This is a genomic window from Fibrobacter sp. UWH1, from assembly GCF_002210365.1.
In the GTDB taxonomy this organism is placed as follows: Bacteria; Fibrobacterota; Fibrobacteria; order Fibrobacterales; family Fibrobacteraceae; genus Fibrobacter.
Genome location: NZ_MWQG01000005.1, coordinates 22,760 through 39,833 on the forward strand (window position 1 = coordinate 22,760; position 17,074 = coordinate 39,833).

Genomic DNA, 17,074 nt, shown 5'->3' on the forward strand with positions numbered 1-17,074 from the left:
CATCACAATAAAATCAAAGGATATAAAATGAATGATAGAAATAAATCGACTGCTCATACCACATGGAATTGCAAGTACCATATTGTGTTCGCGCCTAAGTACAGAAGGAAGATTCTCTACAATCAGAAACGAGAGATCGTCGGAAAAATCCTTAGAAAATTGTGCGAATGGAAAGATGTTGAGATAATTGAGGCCGAAGTCTGTCCGGACCACGTCCACATGCTGGTTGCCATACCGCCGAAACTCTCTGTTGCGAGTTTTATGGGATATTTGAAAGGAAAGAGCAGTCTTGAATTGTTTGACATCATCCCGGAACTGAAGAATAGGTACCGAAACAGGGTCTTTTGGTGCCGTGGTTACTACGTTGATACGGCTGGTAAAAACGCAGATCGTATCAAGGCGTATATTCAGCAACAGTTGGAGGACGACAAACTGGGCGAGCAACAGTCAATGTTTGGCGGTTAGTGCCCGTTTACGGGCGGCCTAGTAAGGACCCTTGCAGGTGGCAGTTTACCGTGCGTGCCCTTGCACGCCGCTAGTATCGTAGGGCTACGCCCGTATATGAAGAACCGCCGGCGGGTCACTTTTTTGCGTTATAAAAAAACTCCCCCGCAAACGCAGAGGAGTTAAAAAAGACAAGAGCCGAAATAAGCTACTGCTTGATTTCTACCACCAACCTGATTTCTGCGGAAAGCGTTACGGAATCAGCAATGGCGTTCATGTCGGCGGAACGGTTTAAGCGGGCGCCCTTCATCATGGGACCGTTAGACAAAAGCATCACATCGCCGGCATCATGCATAACCACACCGTCACTATAGCCGGTACCGATATTGATGATCTTGCCCAGCTTGGCACCAACGCTGCCTGCATACATAGCAGCCTTTTCCATGGCCTTCTTGCCGGCGGCATCGACGATGGACTTCTGCAGAGAATCCGTATTCTTCAGCGTGGCGATGGTACGGCCCACATCAATATCAAACTCGATAGACAAGGCTTCCACCAGGTTAGCAGCGTTCTGCTTATCGTCTACGGTAATGGAAAAATTCTGAGTGCCGTTATATTGAACAAACTTGCGAACGCCTTCGCGATAGGACCATTCCTTACGGAGTTCAACGCTGTTCTGCTGAACGTCACTCTCGGGAATTTCCAGTTCTTTCGCAATGGCAAAAATCTTATTGCGACGTTCCCCCATCTGCTGAGAAAGAACGCTCTTGTCTCTGTTGGCCATCTGAATGGAGGCGTAAACCACAAACTGATTCGCCTGGAATTTCTTGAATTCCGTGGCATTCACTTCGATGGACGGCGTTACCATCTGAGTGTTGACAGGAGCATTTCCCGGCACCGCAACAGGGACTGTATTATCGGCAGCACTCTTCTGGTTCACAAGAATGAAACACAGGACAGCCAAGGCCACAATAACCAGATATGAAAATTTTTGAGACATGAATCACCCAACCTTTTTTAATTAAAAATATAACGTTCTCAATTTGCAGAAAAAAATATTATTTCAAGGCGCACCCGCCAGCGATCATCACCAGATCCATCTGCATTTTTTCGGGATTTTCGAAAGCGGACTTCACCAGGGATTTTACAGTATACTTTTTGGTAATTTCCTTGTAGGTACATTCACAGACGCTGCGGGCGGCCTCACCACTTTCGGCGACGCACTGGTTCACGAAAGCCTTTCCCATTTCGGCTGTAAACTTCTCCGGCAAGCAGGGTTCAATTACATCAAAGCCCCACTTGTCAAATCCGTCGTCGTTATCGGTTGTGGCCAAGGCATAAAGCAGCTTGTCATTCTTGATCAGTCCGTCATAGGCGCAATTGCAGGACTTGGCAGCCTGTTCCGCCCCGAGAAGTGTTGCGGATTCTGCCGTACACTGTTCCGCAAAGGAGTTCTTGAACATTTCATTATTCAAGAGCATACGGATCATGGCCATATCCTCTTCGGTAATTTCAAAAGCGGGCATGGTCGTCGCAGGAGTGGGCGCAGACGCCTTGGGGTCAATAGGAGCGGCTTTCGTCGGAGCCTTCTGACCAAAAACTAGAGAAACGGCCAATAGGGAAAAAAATGCTACTTGTACAAACTTCATGGAATACAATATACAAATTGCATCCACATCCAAGCTAATTCAAGTCTGGAGTTTCCCAGTCGATCCACTCGGACTTATTCCACTTGATCAACTCAGAATTCTTGGTGTAGTCGATCTTACCGGTCTTGATACCTTCCTTACCAACCAGGAACTTGTTGATGAAGTCCTTGACTTCGTCAAACTGTCCATTAGGCAGTGCACAGTGAGCGTGGCCGCCTTCCTGACTATAGGTATAGTTGTCGCTTGCGCCAAGAGCGTCGTACACTTCCTTGGAAGCCTGGCCACAATAGTTGGAGGGAACTTCGCCAAGCCATTCCTGGCCGGCATTGTCAATGATCAGCAAGGGACGAGGAGCCACCATAGCCACAAGCATGTGCTGGTCGAAGGGCAGAGTGTTTTCGCGACCGTCGTAGTTCTTGAAGGTGGTCTTCATCCAGTTGCCTTCGGAACCGGCACTGTTCAGGCCCTGAACAAACTGCTTACCCTTCTGCTTATTGACCTGTGCGCCAACGCGCCAGAGGGAGGCGCCACCGGAACCGGATTCCTGGGGAATGGTGAGGGCGATACGGGTATCGAAGGCGCCAACGGCCAAAGCCCCCTTACCCCAGCGAGAACAACCGGTAATACCAAGACGCTTGACATCGATACCGGCTTCCGGATATTTTTCAAGAGCGTCAATCAAGCGGCTAACGCCCCATGCCCAGGCCATGATGGTACCGGCGCTGGCATTGGATCCGTAAATGTCGTAGAACTTGCCGCTTCCACGATTACTTTCGGGAGCCACGTTATCGGGGTTAAAAATAATCTGGGCAATATCAAGTCCATCGAGTGATTCTCCCAGACTTCCACAGGTATTGCCCATAAAGCCACCGCCAAAGCCAATCATGGCGGGCTTCGGATTATCCTTGGTACCGGCATTATCGATGACCACAGCAAAGGAAGCTGTATTTCCCTTGTCGCTTACGGTCACGTAAAATGTGCTTCCTGCAAGTTTGCCTTCCACCTTTTCAGGGTTACGAGGCTTGTCACCGTACATAATCTTTTCGTACATGGCGCCAATTTCTTCACGGCGGCACTTCCATTCAGCCTTGGTGGAAATTCGGGTACCAGCCAAAGTCTTAAACGGGTCAGGCAATTTAGCGTTTTTCAGGGAAGTGGGAATTTCACCAATGGTGCATTCACTACGGAAGTCTTCCTTGAATGCCGGGGAGTGTTCCACAGCGGGAGTGCTGGAACTAGACGATTCCTTGACCTCGGCAGAGCTAGATGACTGTTCTTCTGCGGAACTTTTAGCATTTTCAGTTTCGCTTACAGAAGATTCTATTTCCTTTGCAGAACTTTTGGGAGATTCTTCCTTTGCGCTGGAGGAAGATTTCTTCTGCTGATTACCAACAGAGGAACTTGATGAATTTTTTGCAACGTCGGAACTAGCAGGTTTTTCGTCAGATGATTCGCTGGAAACGATGGTTTCTTCGCCATTTTCAGCCCCGGTGGAGGAGCTACCGTCATCAGAACAGGCGTTTAAACCTAGCAGGCCCAAAAAAGCCAGAGTAGACACAGCCAATATACTTTTCTTGTTCATACAAAAACCTTACGGTAGTACTTGATGGCCCAAAATTAGTTTTTTCCGCAATCTTGTCAAACAACATCCATGGTTTGTCTTAAGACATTTCAATTTTAAGGAGCAACTTAAGATTTTAATCACTAAACAAAAAACGGCCGTTTTACTAAATTATGGCTACTATGAGCTTAAAATTCGAAACCCCGATTACTGAAGTCCCGCTGTTCCACCAGGGTAAGGTACGTGATATGTACGACCTGGGCGACAGCTTCCTGATGGTTGCTAGCGACCGTCTTTCCGCCTTTGACGTGGTTCTCCCCACCCCCATTCCGGGTAAGGGCAAGATCCTGAACCAGCTCTCTCTGTTCTGGTTCAAGCAGCTTGGCATGAAGAATCACCTGATCACTGCAAACGTGGACGAATATCCGGAAGTGCTGAAGAAGCACGCCGACTACCTCCGCGGTCGCTCCATGATCGTGAAGAAGGCTCACCGTCATTCCGTGGAATGCATCGTCCGCGGTTACATCGTGGGTTCCGGCTGGAAGGATTATCAGAAGACTGGTCGCATTTGCGGTCATGTGCTCCCCTCCAACCTGCAGCTCTGCGACAAGCTTGAAAACGCTCTCTACACCCCCAGCACCAAGCCGGATGTAGGCCACGACGAAAACATCAGCTTCGAACAGACCTTCGAAATCGTTGGCGAAAAGGTTGCAACCGACCTGAAGAACATGTCCCTGGACATCTACACCAAGGCTCGCGACTACGCCGCATCCAAGGGCATCATCCTGGCAGACACCAAGTTCGAATTTGGCGAAATCGACGGCGAAACCGTTCTTATCGACGAAGTTCTGACTCCGGACTCCAGCCGCTACTGGCCTGCAGACAAGTACCAGGTCGGCAAGAACCAGGAAAGTTTCGACAAGCAGTACATCCGTGACTGGCTGGAAACTCTGGACTGGGGCAAGTGCTATCCGGGTCCCGAAATTCCGGCAGACGTCGTGAAGAACACTCTCGACAAGTACATCGAAATTTTTGTTAGACTCACAGGAAAACAGCCCGAACTCTAACAAAAATTTGTCCTGTTGAAAAATCAACAGGACGATCCCGGATCAAGTCCGGGATGACACGTACGTCTCACTGGCAAGCAGCCGGAACTGTAATTCCAGAAGTCAGGCCGAATCCAATCGGCATTGACTTATGAAAAAGATCTGTCATGACAGGTCTTTTTCTTTTTTGACGGGGACACGGATTAAACCTTGGGCCAACGATAATTTTACTAACCAAATTGAGTTTTTTGCACATTTGGTAGGTAGTATCCCAAACGCCTACTTACCAAACACTCCCTCCCCATAGATTTGGTTAGTAGTATTTTAGTTTATTCGTAAAGATTTTTATATCCAGTCAGGGAAAGATACTAACCAAAATTGATTTCCATTCTTTTTGGTTAGTAGTTTTATTTTCACCGGCACTCAGCACACTCCAAAAAAACGGATTTTTACTAATCAAACCAGACTATTTCGCCAACTTAGTTAGTAAAAGCCCCCTTTTTCAAAGTAAAAAGCGCTTGATTAACCGTTCCGCATAAGCCGGAGTCATTGGATGGTTTAAATTTTCCACCGAAATAATCAAGTTTCGCCCCACATCAAACCCTTTGGAACTAAGTTTGACAACCTTGGAAACAAATCCCTGCACATAATCAGGTTTGTCCATCAAGCCGAAATGTTCCCACAAAAATTCCTCACGGGTTCGCATATTCAAGCAAGTAAAATCAGGATACCAGCAAGATTCCGCCCCCATATTTAGCGGACATTCGTAGCGAAACGGAACTCCAAGACGATTCAAAGTCTCTGCAATAATCGCTTCGGACTTTGACCGAACCCGAATTCCCGAAGAAGTCACCTGTTCAGCCGAATCTTCCAAAAACGCCTTCCCCTCATAAGGGACCGAAAGCCAACGCTCTGCAAAAGCATCCTCTTGCAACACAGCCGGTTCCACAAGCGACATCCTATCATGGCCCATCGATGAATAGATTTTTTCCAAAGTCGATGGATGATACCGTTTCCGAACAAGTTCAAGGACCTTGATTTCATCCAAAATCTCCTTCAACATTTGCTCATCATAGCGTTTCTGCGCAAGAGACCTCACCTGAGCAAGTTTCTCCTTTGAGATGTACTCGCCTTCCGATTTTTTATTTGATTTCACCCAAAAATATTGAACAGCTCCATTGCTTTTCCCAAGACGAAGCCTTCCCGCGGGGGCCCTCTTTAACTTTTTACGAAGACGTTCCGCATACAAATTCAATTCCGCCAAACGTTTTTCAACAGCCGGCAAAACACAATCAACAGAGAGTTGACTCATGAGTAAATTCCTTTTCCCCTAAAAAACTGTTAAAACATATAATAACAGTGAAATCAACGAGAATCCAGGAATACCATTCCTTACGTCGGGCTTCACATTCCAGCAGCAATATACACATCTAAAAAAAGATGTCAAGAGAGAACCCCATAACCGATTCATTATGCAACCGGCAAGCAGCCCGAGCTGTAATCTGCAAATCACCTAGCGCTGTTTGTATATGAAAAAGACCTCGCTTTTTAAAGCGAGGCCTTTTTTAGTGGAGGTGAGGGGAGTCGAACCCCTGTCCAAGATTTCATCCCTGTCCATTCCTACAAGCTTTCCCTTCGCATTTGAGATCTCGTCTAATCCACGCCCAAGAAGGTCGGCGCGAACTTTGACCAGCCTAGTAAATCTCGGGAACTGCACCCAGGCATTACAGTCCCCCATCCCATATTGCGTCCGGACGTACTACCCAATGGGAGTGAGTCGAGGCCCGGCGTAGCCGCTAATTAGGCTGCGAGTGCGTAGTTTTCTTCAGCACTTATTTTTTTTCAGACTTTTTTACGGGTGCCCTCGTCTGAGACCCCGGCTTGCAACTAACACTTCAGTAACCCTGTCGAAACCAAAGCACCCCCAGGTGAGTGTCGCGAAAATGAACTTGTTCATTTTCATGACCGAGCCGCAGGTGCTACTGTCCAAAGGACAGAAAGCACCCCCGTTGGGGGACCCAGAGAGTTGAAAACCTCCTCTCAAGGTATCTCAAATATAGTAAAATATTCGCTTAAACGGGCATGCCAACCCTTGGCGCGGCTAGGACTTGCTTTGCAATATGCTTTTCTTCGTCCGTTCCATAGCCTCAATTACCTTGTCGCACCATTCGTCGAATTCCGGGTCCTCTTCCTGCAATTCCGGATGGGTCAGTACATTCTCGATGGTCTTGCGGATTCCCTGATCAAAGCGTGTGGTGGCGCAGAAACCAGGCACAGCCTTCTTCAGTTTGGAATTGTCGAAAACCACGGAATTGGCCTTGTCACCAAGGAGGCTTCCCGTAAAGTCATAGCCAAACGGGCCCCCCACAGCGGCCAGGAACTCAGATGCCACATGGACCGCCTTCAGTTCTACGCCCAGCACATTGGCAATGCTCTGGTACACCTGATTCCAAGTGACGGTTTCATCGCTGGTAATCTGGAAGCTTTCGCCGATGGCGTGAATGTTTCCCATCAGTCCCACGAAGCCCTTGGCGAAATCGCTGTTGTGGGTCATGGTCCAGAGGCTGGTTCCGTCTCCGTGAATAATTACAGGTTTACCTTCAAGTATGCGCTTGGCCACCTGCCAGCTTCCCTTCTTGCCGTGAACGCCCAGAGGAATCTTGCGTTCGTCGTAGGTATGGCTGGGGCGCACGATGGTAATGGGGAAACCTTCTTCGCGGTACATTTTCATCAGGTACTCCTCCCCCGCAATCTTGTTACGGGAGTATTCCCAGTAAGGGTTAGCCAAAGGAGTTCCCTCGTTAATGCGGTAGTCAGAAAGAGGCTTCTGGTAGGCACTGGCGGAACTGATGTACATGAACTGCTTGGTCTTGTTCTTGAACAGTCGGTAGTCACGTTCCAGGGCGCTGTAATGGAAGGCAATAAAATCGCAAACCACATCGAACTGCAAGTCCGCAATTTTAGAAGCCACTTCAGCTTCATCGTAAATGTCAGCGGTAATCTGCTTTATTGCGGGAGTTCCGTCCGCCAACACAGCCATAGGCAAATCCGCGGCGTTTCTATTTCCGCGATTCAGCAAATAGATTTCCCATCCCAGTTCCACAGCCAGGCGAGTAATGGCCATGCTGATGGTCCCCGTTCCGCCAATAAAAAGTGCACGCATAATATGAGTTTGTTAAAGTTCAGGTGAGAGGTCGCTCCCCTTACAGGGGAGCTTTGGGGTATGAGGTATCTATGGAGAAAATTTGCCTCATACCTCTAGGCACGAAGTGCCGACCTCATACCTCACAGCTAAATTAAACTGTTGCCTTGGCGGCAATCTGATAAACCTTAGTCACGTCGTCGGCATTCAGCGGCTTAAAGCCCCAGCCATTACCCGGATTCAGCTTACGCACCATTTCGGGAATGTCTTCTTCCTTGGCGCCAAGTTCAGCAAAGTTGATGGGCATGCCGATGCTCTTGAGGAAGCTGCGGAATGCGCGAATACCTGCGCGAGCCGTTTCTTCGGGCTTTTCGAAATTCATGGCGCAGCCGAATACGCGAGTAGCCATCTGGCAGAAACGCATCACATTGTGGTCCATGACGTATTCCATCCAGGAGGGCATAATGACAGCAAGACCTGCACCGTGGGCGCAGTCATACATGCCAGAAAGTTCATGTTCGATGGCGTGGCTATTCCAGTCCTGACCGCGGCCAACACCGACGATATTGTTATGAGCCACCATGCCTGCCCACATGATGTTGGCGCGGGCTTCGTAGTTGTTGGGGTCAGCAATAACGCGGGGAGTTTCCTTCACCATGGTCATGAGAACCGCTTCGCAAAGACGGTCGGTAACTTCCACTTCGGTAGTGTTGGTGAAGTAACGTTCAAAAACGTGAGCCATGATATCGGTTGCACCGCAGGCAGTCTGATAGGCCGGCAATGTGCAAGTGAGAGCCGGGTTCAGCACAGAAAAACGGGGACGGATGCAATCGCCACCGGCACCGCGCTTCAGCATGCCATCTTCCTTGGTTATGACGGAGTCGCCGGAACCTTCGGAACCTGCAGCGGCAATGGTCAGCACTGTACCCACCGGCAAGGCAACAGCCGGAGCGGCCTTTCCGCAATAGAAATCCCAGAAGTCCCCTTCGTAGGGAACGCCCATGGCAATAGCCTTGGCGCTATCGATAGAAGATCCGCCACCTACAGCGAGAATAAAGTCAATTCCTTCCTTGCGGCAAATTTCAATGCCTTCGTAGACCTTGGTATCCAGCGGATTAGGGTGAACTCCACCCAGTTCTACGAAAGGAACGCCTGCGGCATCGAGGCTTGCCTTAACGCGGTCAATCAATCCGGAACGAACGGCAGAACCGCCACCGAAATGAAGCAAGACCTTGGAGCCGCCATGCTTTTTTACCAATGCACCGCATTCATTTTCGCGGTCGCGGCCAAATACAAATTCCGTAGGACTATAAAAGTTGAAATTTTCCATTAGGACCCAATCCCTGTTAAAGTTTTTATAAAAAATACCCTTTTCTTTAAAGAAAAGGGCAATTTCATCAAGTAATTTTGTTCACAAAAGAAACCAGCTATTCCATGGTCCCCTTGCTCCTGCCGCAAACGGGAATAACGCGGACCTCATTCTTGTCGTTGACTATAAAGGCGACACCAGCCAGGTAATTAATCCACTGCTTATTGCTTTGGGTTTCATAAAAACGCAAATTCAGCTGTCGATCTGTAGCCCATGCCACCAGAGGAACCACCAGCAGGTCATGGGAAATGGCCACGTTCAGCTTGCTCATGCTATCGTAATCCCCGGCCAGCAAATTCTGCAGTTCCACCATCTTTTCGTTGAGATCGTAGAACACGCCCGTGTAGCCCCCGGAATAGGCCCAGCGAGAGAAGACAATCCAACTGCTGACATCGCCTTTCTTCTGCACATACAGTTCCTCATCCTTGATCAGCCAGGAATCCTTCAATTCAGCCAAGGTGTCGTTTTCGAAGGAAGACAAGCCCATCCCCTCAGCAATGTAGGCACAAGTTTCATAGGAACGTTTGATCTCGGTATTATAGAAATGGACGTCCGTAAAGTTCTTCAGTTTTTGACCAAATTCTCGAGACTGATTCATGCCGTTATCGTTCAGACCACCCGACGCAGAATAGTCATTGCCTCGTTCGGCGTGGCGCAAGATCAAGGTTGCCTTTTCATTATCCTTCAGGCTTTCAAGAACGTCCTCGACGCGAACAAAATACGCCATGGGAGCCTGAGCCTTTACATAAAGTGTATCCTTCTGGACAACAGTGTCAATGGAATAGATGGTATCCTTGCTAAAAATGGAATCCAGAACCACCAAGGTATCCAGCTGATAAAGGGTATCCACATGGAAAACGGAATCCAGCCGAACCAAGGTGTCGTAAACCACCAATGTGTCGGATGCAACCACCAGAGTATCGTTATTGACAAGGGTATCCTTTACAACAAGAGTGTCCTTAACGACTAAGGTATCATTTACAACTAAAGTGTCCTTGACGACCAACGTATCTTTCAAGGTTTCGCCAGGCATTTCCTTGACAACAAGGGTGTCCCTGATGACCAAGGTGTCCACTCGAGAAACGGGAATGGTTTCGGGATCCACCGTTTCAACAACTTCTGTTGTATCAAGGCAGGCGGAAAAAAGCATTGCGGTCAGAGAGAACGCGCCGGCGGTCAACGCAGAACGAATCGTGGGGATATATTTCACAGAATCCTCATGAATTTGATGGTGCTTAAAACCAAAACACGGATAAAATTTAATTCTTATTACTAAAAAATTACAGAGTTGAATCCAAATAAAAAAATAAAGTGTGTAAAAAGCAGTAAGTACCGCAAACAAAAAAGGGTTGGACACCTTACGGTATCCAACCCAGGGGGGTTAGGAGGAGCTCTTTAATGCAATCATTTAGCAAAAAATCTTTTGAACTTAGTCTAAAAACGTCATACGACGCAACTTGTTCCTTCTTCGTTCTTAAATATAGAACAGGAATTCAATTTTGGGGAAGATAACCCGCAAATTTCCCATAATTTATAGTAAAAAAAACTTCAGGATCACTCCTGAAGCTCTATTTTGCTCAAAAAATGTTCTGCTTAGGCGATATTGAGAGACTGTTCGCGGATGCATTCCACTTCGTTCTTCAGTTCAATAGCGAGAGCGGCAATTTCAGCATCCTGGCACTTGGTCCCCAAAGTGTTTGCTTCGCGGCCCATTTCCTGAAGGATAAAGCCAAGGTTCTTTCCCTGGGCGCCACCTTCCTTGAGGGCGTTCAGGAACAACTTGTTATGACTCTTGAAGCGGGTGATTTCTTCCTTGATGTCCAACTTGTCTGCCATGATGCAGGCTTCCTGCAGCAGACGGACTTCGTCGATTTCGGAATCCTTCAGAAGCACGTTGATGCGGTCGCGGAACTTGACCTTCCAGTTTTCGATGCGCTTGGGATCCAGCACTTCAACCTTTTCGAGAACGGCATTCAGATGGTCCACGCGGTTTGTCAAGTCGGCTGCCAGGTTAGCACCTTCCTTGGCACGCATTTCGTTCACCTTGTCCAGGGCCTTGTTCAGTTCGTCGGCCAAGTGCTTTTCAAGAGCTTCGGTATCGGCACCGCTGTCGGTAAACTGCAGAACTTCAGGCAGGGCCATGATGTTTTCCAGTTTGATATCACCGGCAATTCCAAATTTGGTCTGCATTGCCTTTGTGATTTCCACAAACTTCGCAATGGCCTGTTCGTTGTAGGAAACGGGAACATTACCGCCAGTGCCTGCACCAAGAGTAACGCTAAAGATCACAGAACCGCGAACCAGCTTTTCCTTGATCTGATTCTTGAAGGAATTTTCAAGATAAGCCAGGTTCTTGGGAAGCTTGCAGCTGATGTCCAAAAAACGGTTATTCACGCTACGAACTTCAATCACACAAGGTGCGCCCTGGAACATGGACTCACTCTTGCCAAAACCAGTCATCGATAAAATAGCCATAATTAGTACCGAGCTCGTGCTTCGCACTTTCAGGAAAGAGGTCGCTCGCACAGCTCGCTTTGAGGTTAAACAATTGACGCTTACGCGTTTTTATAATTTTGCGCCTACGGCGCCATTCTCCAGCTCAGAACTCACGCCTCACAACTCACTGCTTACTTACCATTGCAATTACGTGTTCGGCGCCGAAGTTCTTGAGGCCAACGGCGGTCAGGAACTTGCTAAGGCACTGTTCATTCTGGAACGCCATCTTCTCGATCTTAAGGCCTTCCTTTTCGCAAAGGGTGTAGAAATCCTTAACGGTGAGCAAACGAATGTTGGGTGTGTTGTACCATTCGTAAGGCAGTTCCTTGGACTTGGGCATACGACCGTGGAGCATCAGGGAACCGCGGGCAGACCAATGACCGAAATTGGGGAAAGTCACGATAACGCGCTTGGCCACGCGGAGGATTTCGCTGAGCAAGGCCACCGGGTCGCGAATTTCCTGGATGGTGCGGTTGATAATGGCGTAGTCATAGCTGTCGCTTTCAATATCAGAAATACCGCGTTCATCCAAATCGCGCTGGACCACGGGGACGTCGTTTTCCAGACAGTCCATAATGTCCTTCATGCGCTTTTCGATACCAAGGCCAATCACATTCTTGGTACGGCGGAGGTAATCGATCAAGTCGCCGCTACCGCAACCAAGGTCCAGCACGCGGCTATTTTCCTTGACCATGGAACCCAGCAGTTCAAAATCCTTCTGGTCGTGGAAAACAGGAATGGTCTGCTTGCCAGTCAAGGCTCCATACTTGCTATCCAGGAATCGGCCTACCGCCTTACCCAGATCTTCATCTTCGATGAGGAAGCCATCGTGACCGAACAGCGTATCCAATTCAAGGCTAGTCACGACCTTGCGATCGTTCAGCAAGGCGCTCGTAATACGGCGGGATTCGTGGGGCGGGAACAACCAGTCCGTAGAAAGGTTCACGTTCAGCACTTCGGCCTGCACATTCTCAAAAGCCTTTTCCAGGGAACCGTATTCCGTTTCCAGGTCGAAGCTATCGGTTGCATGGGCAATATGCAGGTAGCTGTTGGCATCGAAGCGGTCCACAAACTTCGCACCCTGGTAGCGCAGGTAGCTTTCCAGCGGCAGATCCAGGTCAAAGGGAGTGCTGTAAGTAATGGCGTGATTCTTGTGCTCATGATCCTGGGCGCGCTTGAACTTCTTTTCCATTCCTACGGCACTGAGGTAGGTAATGTGAGCCAGCTTGCGGGCATTGGAAAGTCCGACGTCCGGGTGAGCGGATTCATAATAATCGCCATTGTTGTAATTGGGGTCCTGGGTAATCACGTCGCGGGCCACAATTTCAAAACCGAGAGCCTGGCTGCTAAAACGGGGAGACGTTGCAATCAGAACACAACGCTTTACCAGTTCAGGATAGTAGATCGCCCACTTCATGGCCTGGAAGCCACCCATGGAACCGCCAATGACGCAGTAAAGTTCCTTGACTCCCAAATAGTCAGCCAGTTCCTTCTGGGCGTGGACCATGTCGCCGATGGTGATGGTGGGGAAAGTGCTGCCGTAGGGCTTGCCGGTGCGAGGATTGATACTTGCGGGGCCAGTGGAGCCCTTGCAGCCACCCAGAATGTTGCTGCACACCACAAAGAAACGATCCGTATCCACAGGCTTACCCGGGCCAATGAGAGCATCCCACCAACCGGGCTTCTTATCTTCGGGGGAATAATAACCGGCCACGTGGGCATCGGCGGTCAGCGGAGAGGTGACCCAAACGGTATTATTCTTTTCGGCATTCAACTTGCCGTAAGTTTCGTAACGAATTTCCAAAGCAGGAAGAGTCTTGCCATTCTCAAGCAAAAAACCTTGATCCCCATAATCCTTGTTAAAAGTCTGGGGAACAACCGGGCAAAGACTACCATTATGCAAAGATTCACTCATATGCATAAATATAGAAAAGCGGTAGGAAAATTTTATTTATCTAGAAAAACCTTAGGCTTTCTTGGGAGAGCCTGTCCAGCCCAGCTTTTCGCGGAGAGCGCCCACGAAACCCGTATGACGCATGCGGAGGAAGGTGGTAAAGGATTTGCTCTGAGTCAGAACGACATAATCATCCGGTTCCAGGGGAATACAGGTGCGGCCATCGAAAACCAAGTCCAGGGTCTTGCCCGCGGCCGGACGCAGCACCAGTTTTTTATCTGTAAGAGACATGACCAGCGGACGTACCGAAAGGCTACCGGGAGCCACAGGAGTCAGCACCACGGCATATGTGGCCGGATGGATAATGGGGCCACCTGCCGCAAGGTTGTATGCAGTGGAGCCCGTGGGAGTCGAAACCAGCAGGGAGTCGGCCCAGTATTCCGTATAGTCGGTACCATTGTATTCCACGTTCACATTCACCATACGTTCGGGAGCGTGGGCGCGGAAATGGACTTCGTTCAAGACGGTCTGCTTGGCAATGCACTTCTTACCGTGATACACAGAAGCGTCGATCATCATGCGGTCGCGGGTAGAATACACCCCGGCCAGCAAGTCATCCAGGGTCTGGGAAAGGCATTTGACGCGGGTCTCGGCAAGGAACCCGACGCGGCCAGCGTTCACACCCAGAATGGGAATGTTATGACCAAGAGCCATATGGGCCGCCGAAAGCACGGTACCGTCACCGCCAATGGCCAAAAGCAAGTCGGACTTCAGCAAGGCCTTTTCAGAAACAACCTTTACAGGAGCGCGAACCAGTTCCTTCAGGTTTTCAAGAGCCAGGAACTTGACTTCGGGGTGTTCACTCCCCCATGCGTGAATCTGCTTCAGCGCAAGAGCCAGGTCCGTACTCTTTTCTTTCCAAGCGATAATGCCGATAGTCTTGAACATAAAACACCTTACTTGGTTTCTGCCTCAGGCTTCTTGTTAGCTTCTTCGATAACGCGGTTCAACTTTTCGAGAACGCCAGGATAAGCCGTTTCAATCACGTCGCTATTAGCCACCGGTTCATCGTTCTGCAAGGCCAGCGAAAGAACGCTCAAGGCCAAGCCATTCTGAGGAACGTCTCCGCCGTCAAAGTCAGAACCGTTCACGATGGTTTCTAGACCGCGGATTACCAGGCCGTCATCGTAGACGCCAACTTCGGCACCGGTCTTACGGAGGTTTTCAGCCAGCTTTTCGTTAACGGGGCGCATCTGCTTGCGGACTTCCTTAGGCAGACGCAAAATGGTTTCGCCTTCGGCATAGCAAGCCGCCACCGCCAAGAAGGGAAATTCCTCAAGCCCCGTGGCAATCACATCTTCAGAAAAACGACGTCCCTGCAAGCGCTTGCCAGAAGCCAGCGTAAAGATTTCGATGTCACCGTACACGTCACCATAACGTTCGCGACGGCTGGTCACTTCGTAGCTTGCGCCCATGCGTTTCAGGCAGGTCAATGCCCCGGCGCGAGACGAATTCAATTCCACGTTCTTCAAAACAATTTGCGTGTTCTTGGGGAGCGTACCAATAGTCGCCAGCAAAATAAAGGCAATGGCCTCGGTGGAATCGCCGGGCACAAAATAATCGCGACCCGTAATCACCTTGGTCTCGGAAAGTTCCGTAAACTGGGTGCGTTCAATCTTCTGACCGCGGGCCATCATCATACGACGTTCCAGTTCGGTCAGCTGTTCCATGCCGCGGGTTTCGTACTTCAGGTTCACGCCAAAGTACATGAGCATCTTGGTCCACTGATCGTGAACCGTACCCTTTTCTTCGAAAGTGGTATAGTCGTTGCGGATCAAGGCGCGAAGCAGCAAGCGGTTGCGCATGGGGTAAGTAAAATTCCCCAGGGAATCCTTCTTGGCTACAATTTCGTCGGCGCAGAAGGTGAATACGAACTTGGCGGGTTCATCGGTAACGGGCTTTACCTTGAAATACTTCTGCAGCGTTTCCTTGGCAGAAGCCACCTGGGCAATACCGGCCTCGTCAGCTTCGGCAGCAAAGGTGTAAATCTGTTCTGCATCCTTAGAAGCTAACGTCCAAAGAAGAACGTTGGCGTCTTCGGCAAAATCCATAGGCAGCATGGAGGGCAGACTGTACTGAAAGCCCTTGCCTTCAAGAACCAGCTGGTGGCCCTGCTGTTCGTAGTTCAGTCCGAATTCCTTAAGGGCTTGTGCAAATTTTTCGGAGCCTGCGGCCCAGGCGAAGTCTTCCAGAACGGTACGGCCATTTACCAAGAGGGCCATCACCAGAGTGAGCTCCATGCGCTCGCGGTCGGGGTTCAGCAAAAATTCCATTAGCGTTCCTTAACGTCGTAATCCAAGGCGGTAAGAATTTGAATAGCGCGGCGGGCTTCGTCGGGCGTCTTGAAAGCCAGAAGCAAAGTACCGGCCACGTTTTCGCGGACTTTCATCAGTTCGATATCGCGGATATTCAGCCCCCATTCGGCCAAGGGCTTCAACACGCTGAGCAAGGCACCGGGTTCATCCTTCAGGGGAACCGTAATTTCGGAGAAGGCGGCGGCAGCATTGCGGCCAGGAGCAAACAGGCTGGCGCGACCATCGTTTCCGGCCTTAAAGATGGACTCCAGATTTTCGGAGCAGTCGGCAGCGGCGGGAGTTCCGTCAGAAACCACCTGCAAGCTATCCATGGCGGCGATAGTCTTGTCGAGGCCATCGCGGACTTCGCGGAGGGCAAGCGCCGTTTCGTTGCGGTTGGTAACGGCGATGTCATGCCACATGTTCCAGCCGCTGGCTGCAATACGGGTCATGTCCCTAAAGGCGCGTCCGGCGTAATGCTGGTAGTTGTACTTGAGCAGACGTTCCGGCATGCTGGCAGCCAATGTGGAGCTGAGCATCTGGGGCATATGGCTAACCCAGGCCATGGTACGGTCGTGATGTTCCGGCGGGAACACAACGGAATGGGCACCCACAAAAGAAATCAGCTGAAGCAAGTCGGCATAGGCGGATTCTTCGACACCATCGGGCGGACACACAAACCAGTATGCGTTCTCGAAAATGCTGGGATCATTATATTCCATGGTGCGCTTCTCGGAACCGGCCATGGGGTGACTTCCCACAAAACAGAACGGTTCAGGCAGCTTGGCACCCGCCTTGCAAATTTCAACCTTGGTGCTGCCAATGTCGCTGACCAGAATCTTCTTATGGCCGGCCGGCAACTGCACCTTAGAAAGAGCGTCGATAGTCTTCAGAATGTGAAGAATGGGGCTGCACAGCAAAATCAAGTCAGAGCCTTCGGCCCAGGATGCGGTATCATCGTAACCGAAAAATTCATCGGCCAACTTTACTTCGCGGGCGCGTTCCAAAGTAGAGGGGGAACTGACGGCACGAACGATAGTGGGCAACTTCGCCTGCTTAATGGCTGCGGCAACGGAACTGGCCAGCAAACCAAAACCAACGAGAGTAATGCGTTGCATT

The 17,074-nt window shown here is 49.8% G+C and carries 14 protein-coding genes and 1 other RNA gene; 2 read left to right on the top strand and 13 right to left on the bottom strand.

What is annotated here, in order from left to right; genetic code table 11:
- Positions 1–27 precede the first annotated feature (27 nt).
- The gene (gene tnpA, locus B7992_RS03480) at positions 28–465 is read left to right on the top strand and encodes an IS200/IS605 family transposase (RefSeq protein WP_088665571.1); all 438 of its coding nucleotides are present in this window, start codon (positions 28–30) and stop codon (positions 463–465) included.
- Between the two features lie 187 nt (positions 466–652).
- On the opposite strand, the gene B7992_RS03485 is transcribed toward tnpA, so the two are convergent.
- Genes B7992_RS03485 through B7992_RS03495 form a run of 3 tightly spaced genes read right to left on the bottom strand, consistent with a single transcriptional unit; the run spans position 653 to position 3,675 of the window.
- On the bottom strand, positions 653–1,444 hold the full coding sequence (locus B7992_RS03485; protein WP_073234960.1) for an SIMPL domain-containing protein: 792 nt from the start codon (positions 1,442–1,444) through the stop codon (positions 653–655).
- A 58-nt stretch (positions 1,445–1,502) separates the two neighbouring features.
- The gene (locus B7992_RS03490; protein ID WP_141100351.1) at positions 1,503–2,093 is read right to left on the bottom strand and encodes a hypothetical protein; all 591 of its coding nucleotides are present in this window, start codon (positions 2,091–2,093) and stop codon (positions 1,503–1,505) included.
- Between the two features lie 34 nt (positions 2,094–2,127).
- On the bottom strand, positions 2,128–3,675 hold the full coding sequence (locus B7992_RS03495) for a hypothetical protein (protein ID WP_088665573.1): 1,548 nt from the start codon (positions 3,673–3,675) through the stop codon (positions 2,128–2,130).
- Between the two features lie 161 nt (positions 3,676–3,836).
- Between B7992_RS03495 and B7992_RS03500 the strand changes: the two genes are divergently transcribed.
- A complete protein-coding gene (locus B7992_RS03500; RefSeq protein WP_073234952.1) occupies positions 3,837–4,721 on the top strand; it encodes a phosphoribosylaminoimidazolesuccinocarboxamide synthase in 885 nt (294 codons plus the stop codon).
- Between the two features lie 481 nt (positions 4,722–5,202).
- On the opposite strand, the gene B7992_RS03505 is transcribed toward B7992_RS03500, so the two are convergent.
- From B7992_RS03505 to B7992_RS03550, 10 genes are all read right to left on the bottom strand, one after another.
- On the bottom strand, positions 5,203–6,012 hold the full coding sequence (locus B7992_RS03505; RefSeq protein WP_073158219.1) for a hypothetical protein: 810 nt from the start codon (positions 6,010–6,012) through the stop codon (positions 5,203–5,205).
- A 254-nt stretch (positions 6,013–6,266) separates the two neighbouring features.
- Positions 6,267–6,626, bottom strand: a transfer-messenger RNA (tmRNA) gene (gene ssrA, locus B7992_RS03510).
- A gap of 175 nt (positions 6,627–6,801) precedes the next feature.
- A complete protein-coding gene (locus B7992_RS03515; RefSeq protein WP_088665574.1) occupies positions 6,802–7,863 on the bottom strand; it encodes an SDR family oxidoreductase in 1,062 nt (353 codons plus the stop codon).
- Between the two features lie 133 nt (positions 7,864–7,996).
- Entirely contained in the window at positions 7,997–9,172 is a 1,176-nt protein-coding gene (locus tag B7992_RS03520) for an iron-containing alcohol dehydrogenase (RefSeq protein WP_073158214.1), read from the bottom strand.
- Positions 9,173–9,269: 97 nt separating this feature from the next.
- Positions 9,270–10,421, bottom strand: a complete 1,152-nt coding sequence (locus B7992_RS03525; RefSeq protein WP_139259132.1) for a histidine phosphatase family protein — start codon at positions 10,419–10,421, stop codon at positions 9,270–9,272.
- A gap of 383 nt (positions 10,422–10,804) precedes the next feature.
- Positions 10,805–11,686: a YicC/YloC family endoribonuclease gene (locus tag B7992_RS03530; protein WP_073284498.1), complete on the bottom strand. Its 882-nt coding sequence runs from the start codon at positions 11,684–11,686 to the stop codon at positions 10,805–10,807.
- 145 nt (positions 11,687–11,831) lie between these two features.
- Positions 11,832–13,622 carry a homoserine O-acetyltransferase gene (locus B7992_RS03535; protein ID WP_083538131.1) on the bottom strand — a complete coding sequence of 597 codons (1,791 nt, stop codon included), beginning with the start codon at positions 13,620–13,622 and terminating at the stop codon, positions 11,832–11,834.
- A gap of 51 nt (positions 13,623–13,673) precedes the next feature.
- Positions 13,674–14,549, bottom strand: coding sequence for an NAD(+)/NADH kinase (locus B7992_RS03540; RefSeq protein ID WP_073158203.1), 876 nt, complete (start codon positions 14,547–14,549; stop codon positions 13,674–13,676).
- A gap of 8 nt (positions 14,550–14,557) precedes the next feature.
- Positions 14,558–15,934: a 3-phosphoshikimate 1-carboxyvinyltransferase gene (locus B7992_RS03545; protein ID WP_073158201.1), complete on the bottom strand. Its 1,377-nt coding sequence runs from the start codon at positions 15,932–15,934 to the stop codon at positions 14,558–14,560.
- A complete protein-coding gene (locus B7992_RS03550; protein ID WP_073234928.1) occupies positions 15,934–17,073 on the bottom strand; it encodes a prephenate dehydrogenase/arogenate dehydrogenase family protein in 1,140 nt (379 codons plus the stop codon). The genes B7992_RS03545 and B7992_RS03550 overlap by 1 nt, the downstream gene beginning before the upstream one ends.
- Between the last annotated feature and the right edge of the window lies 1 nt (position 17,074).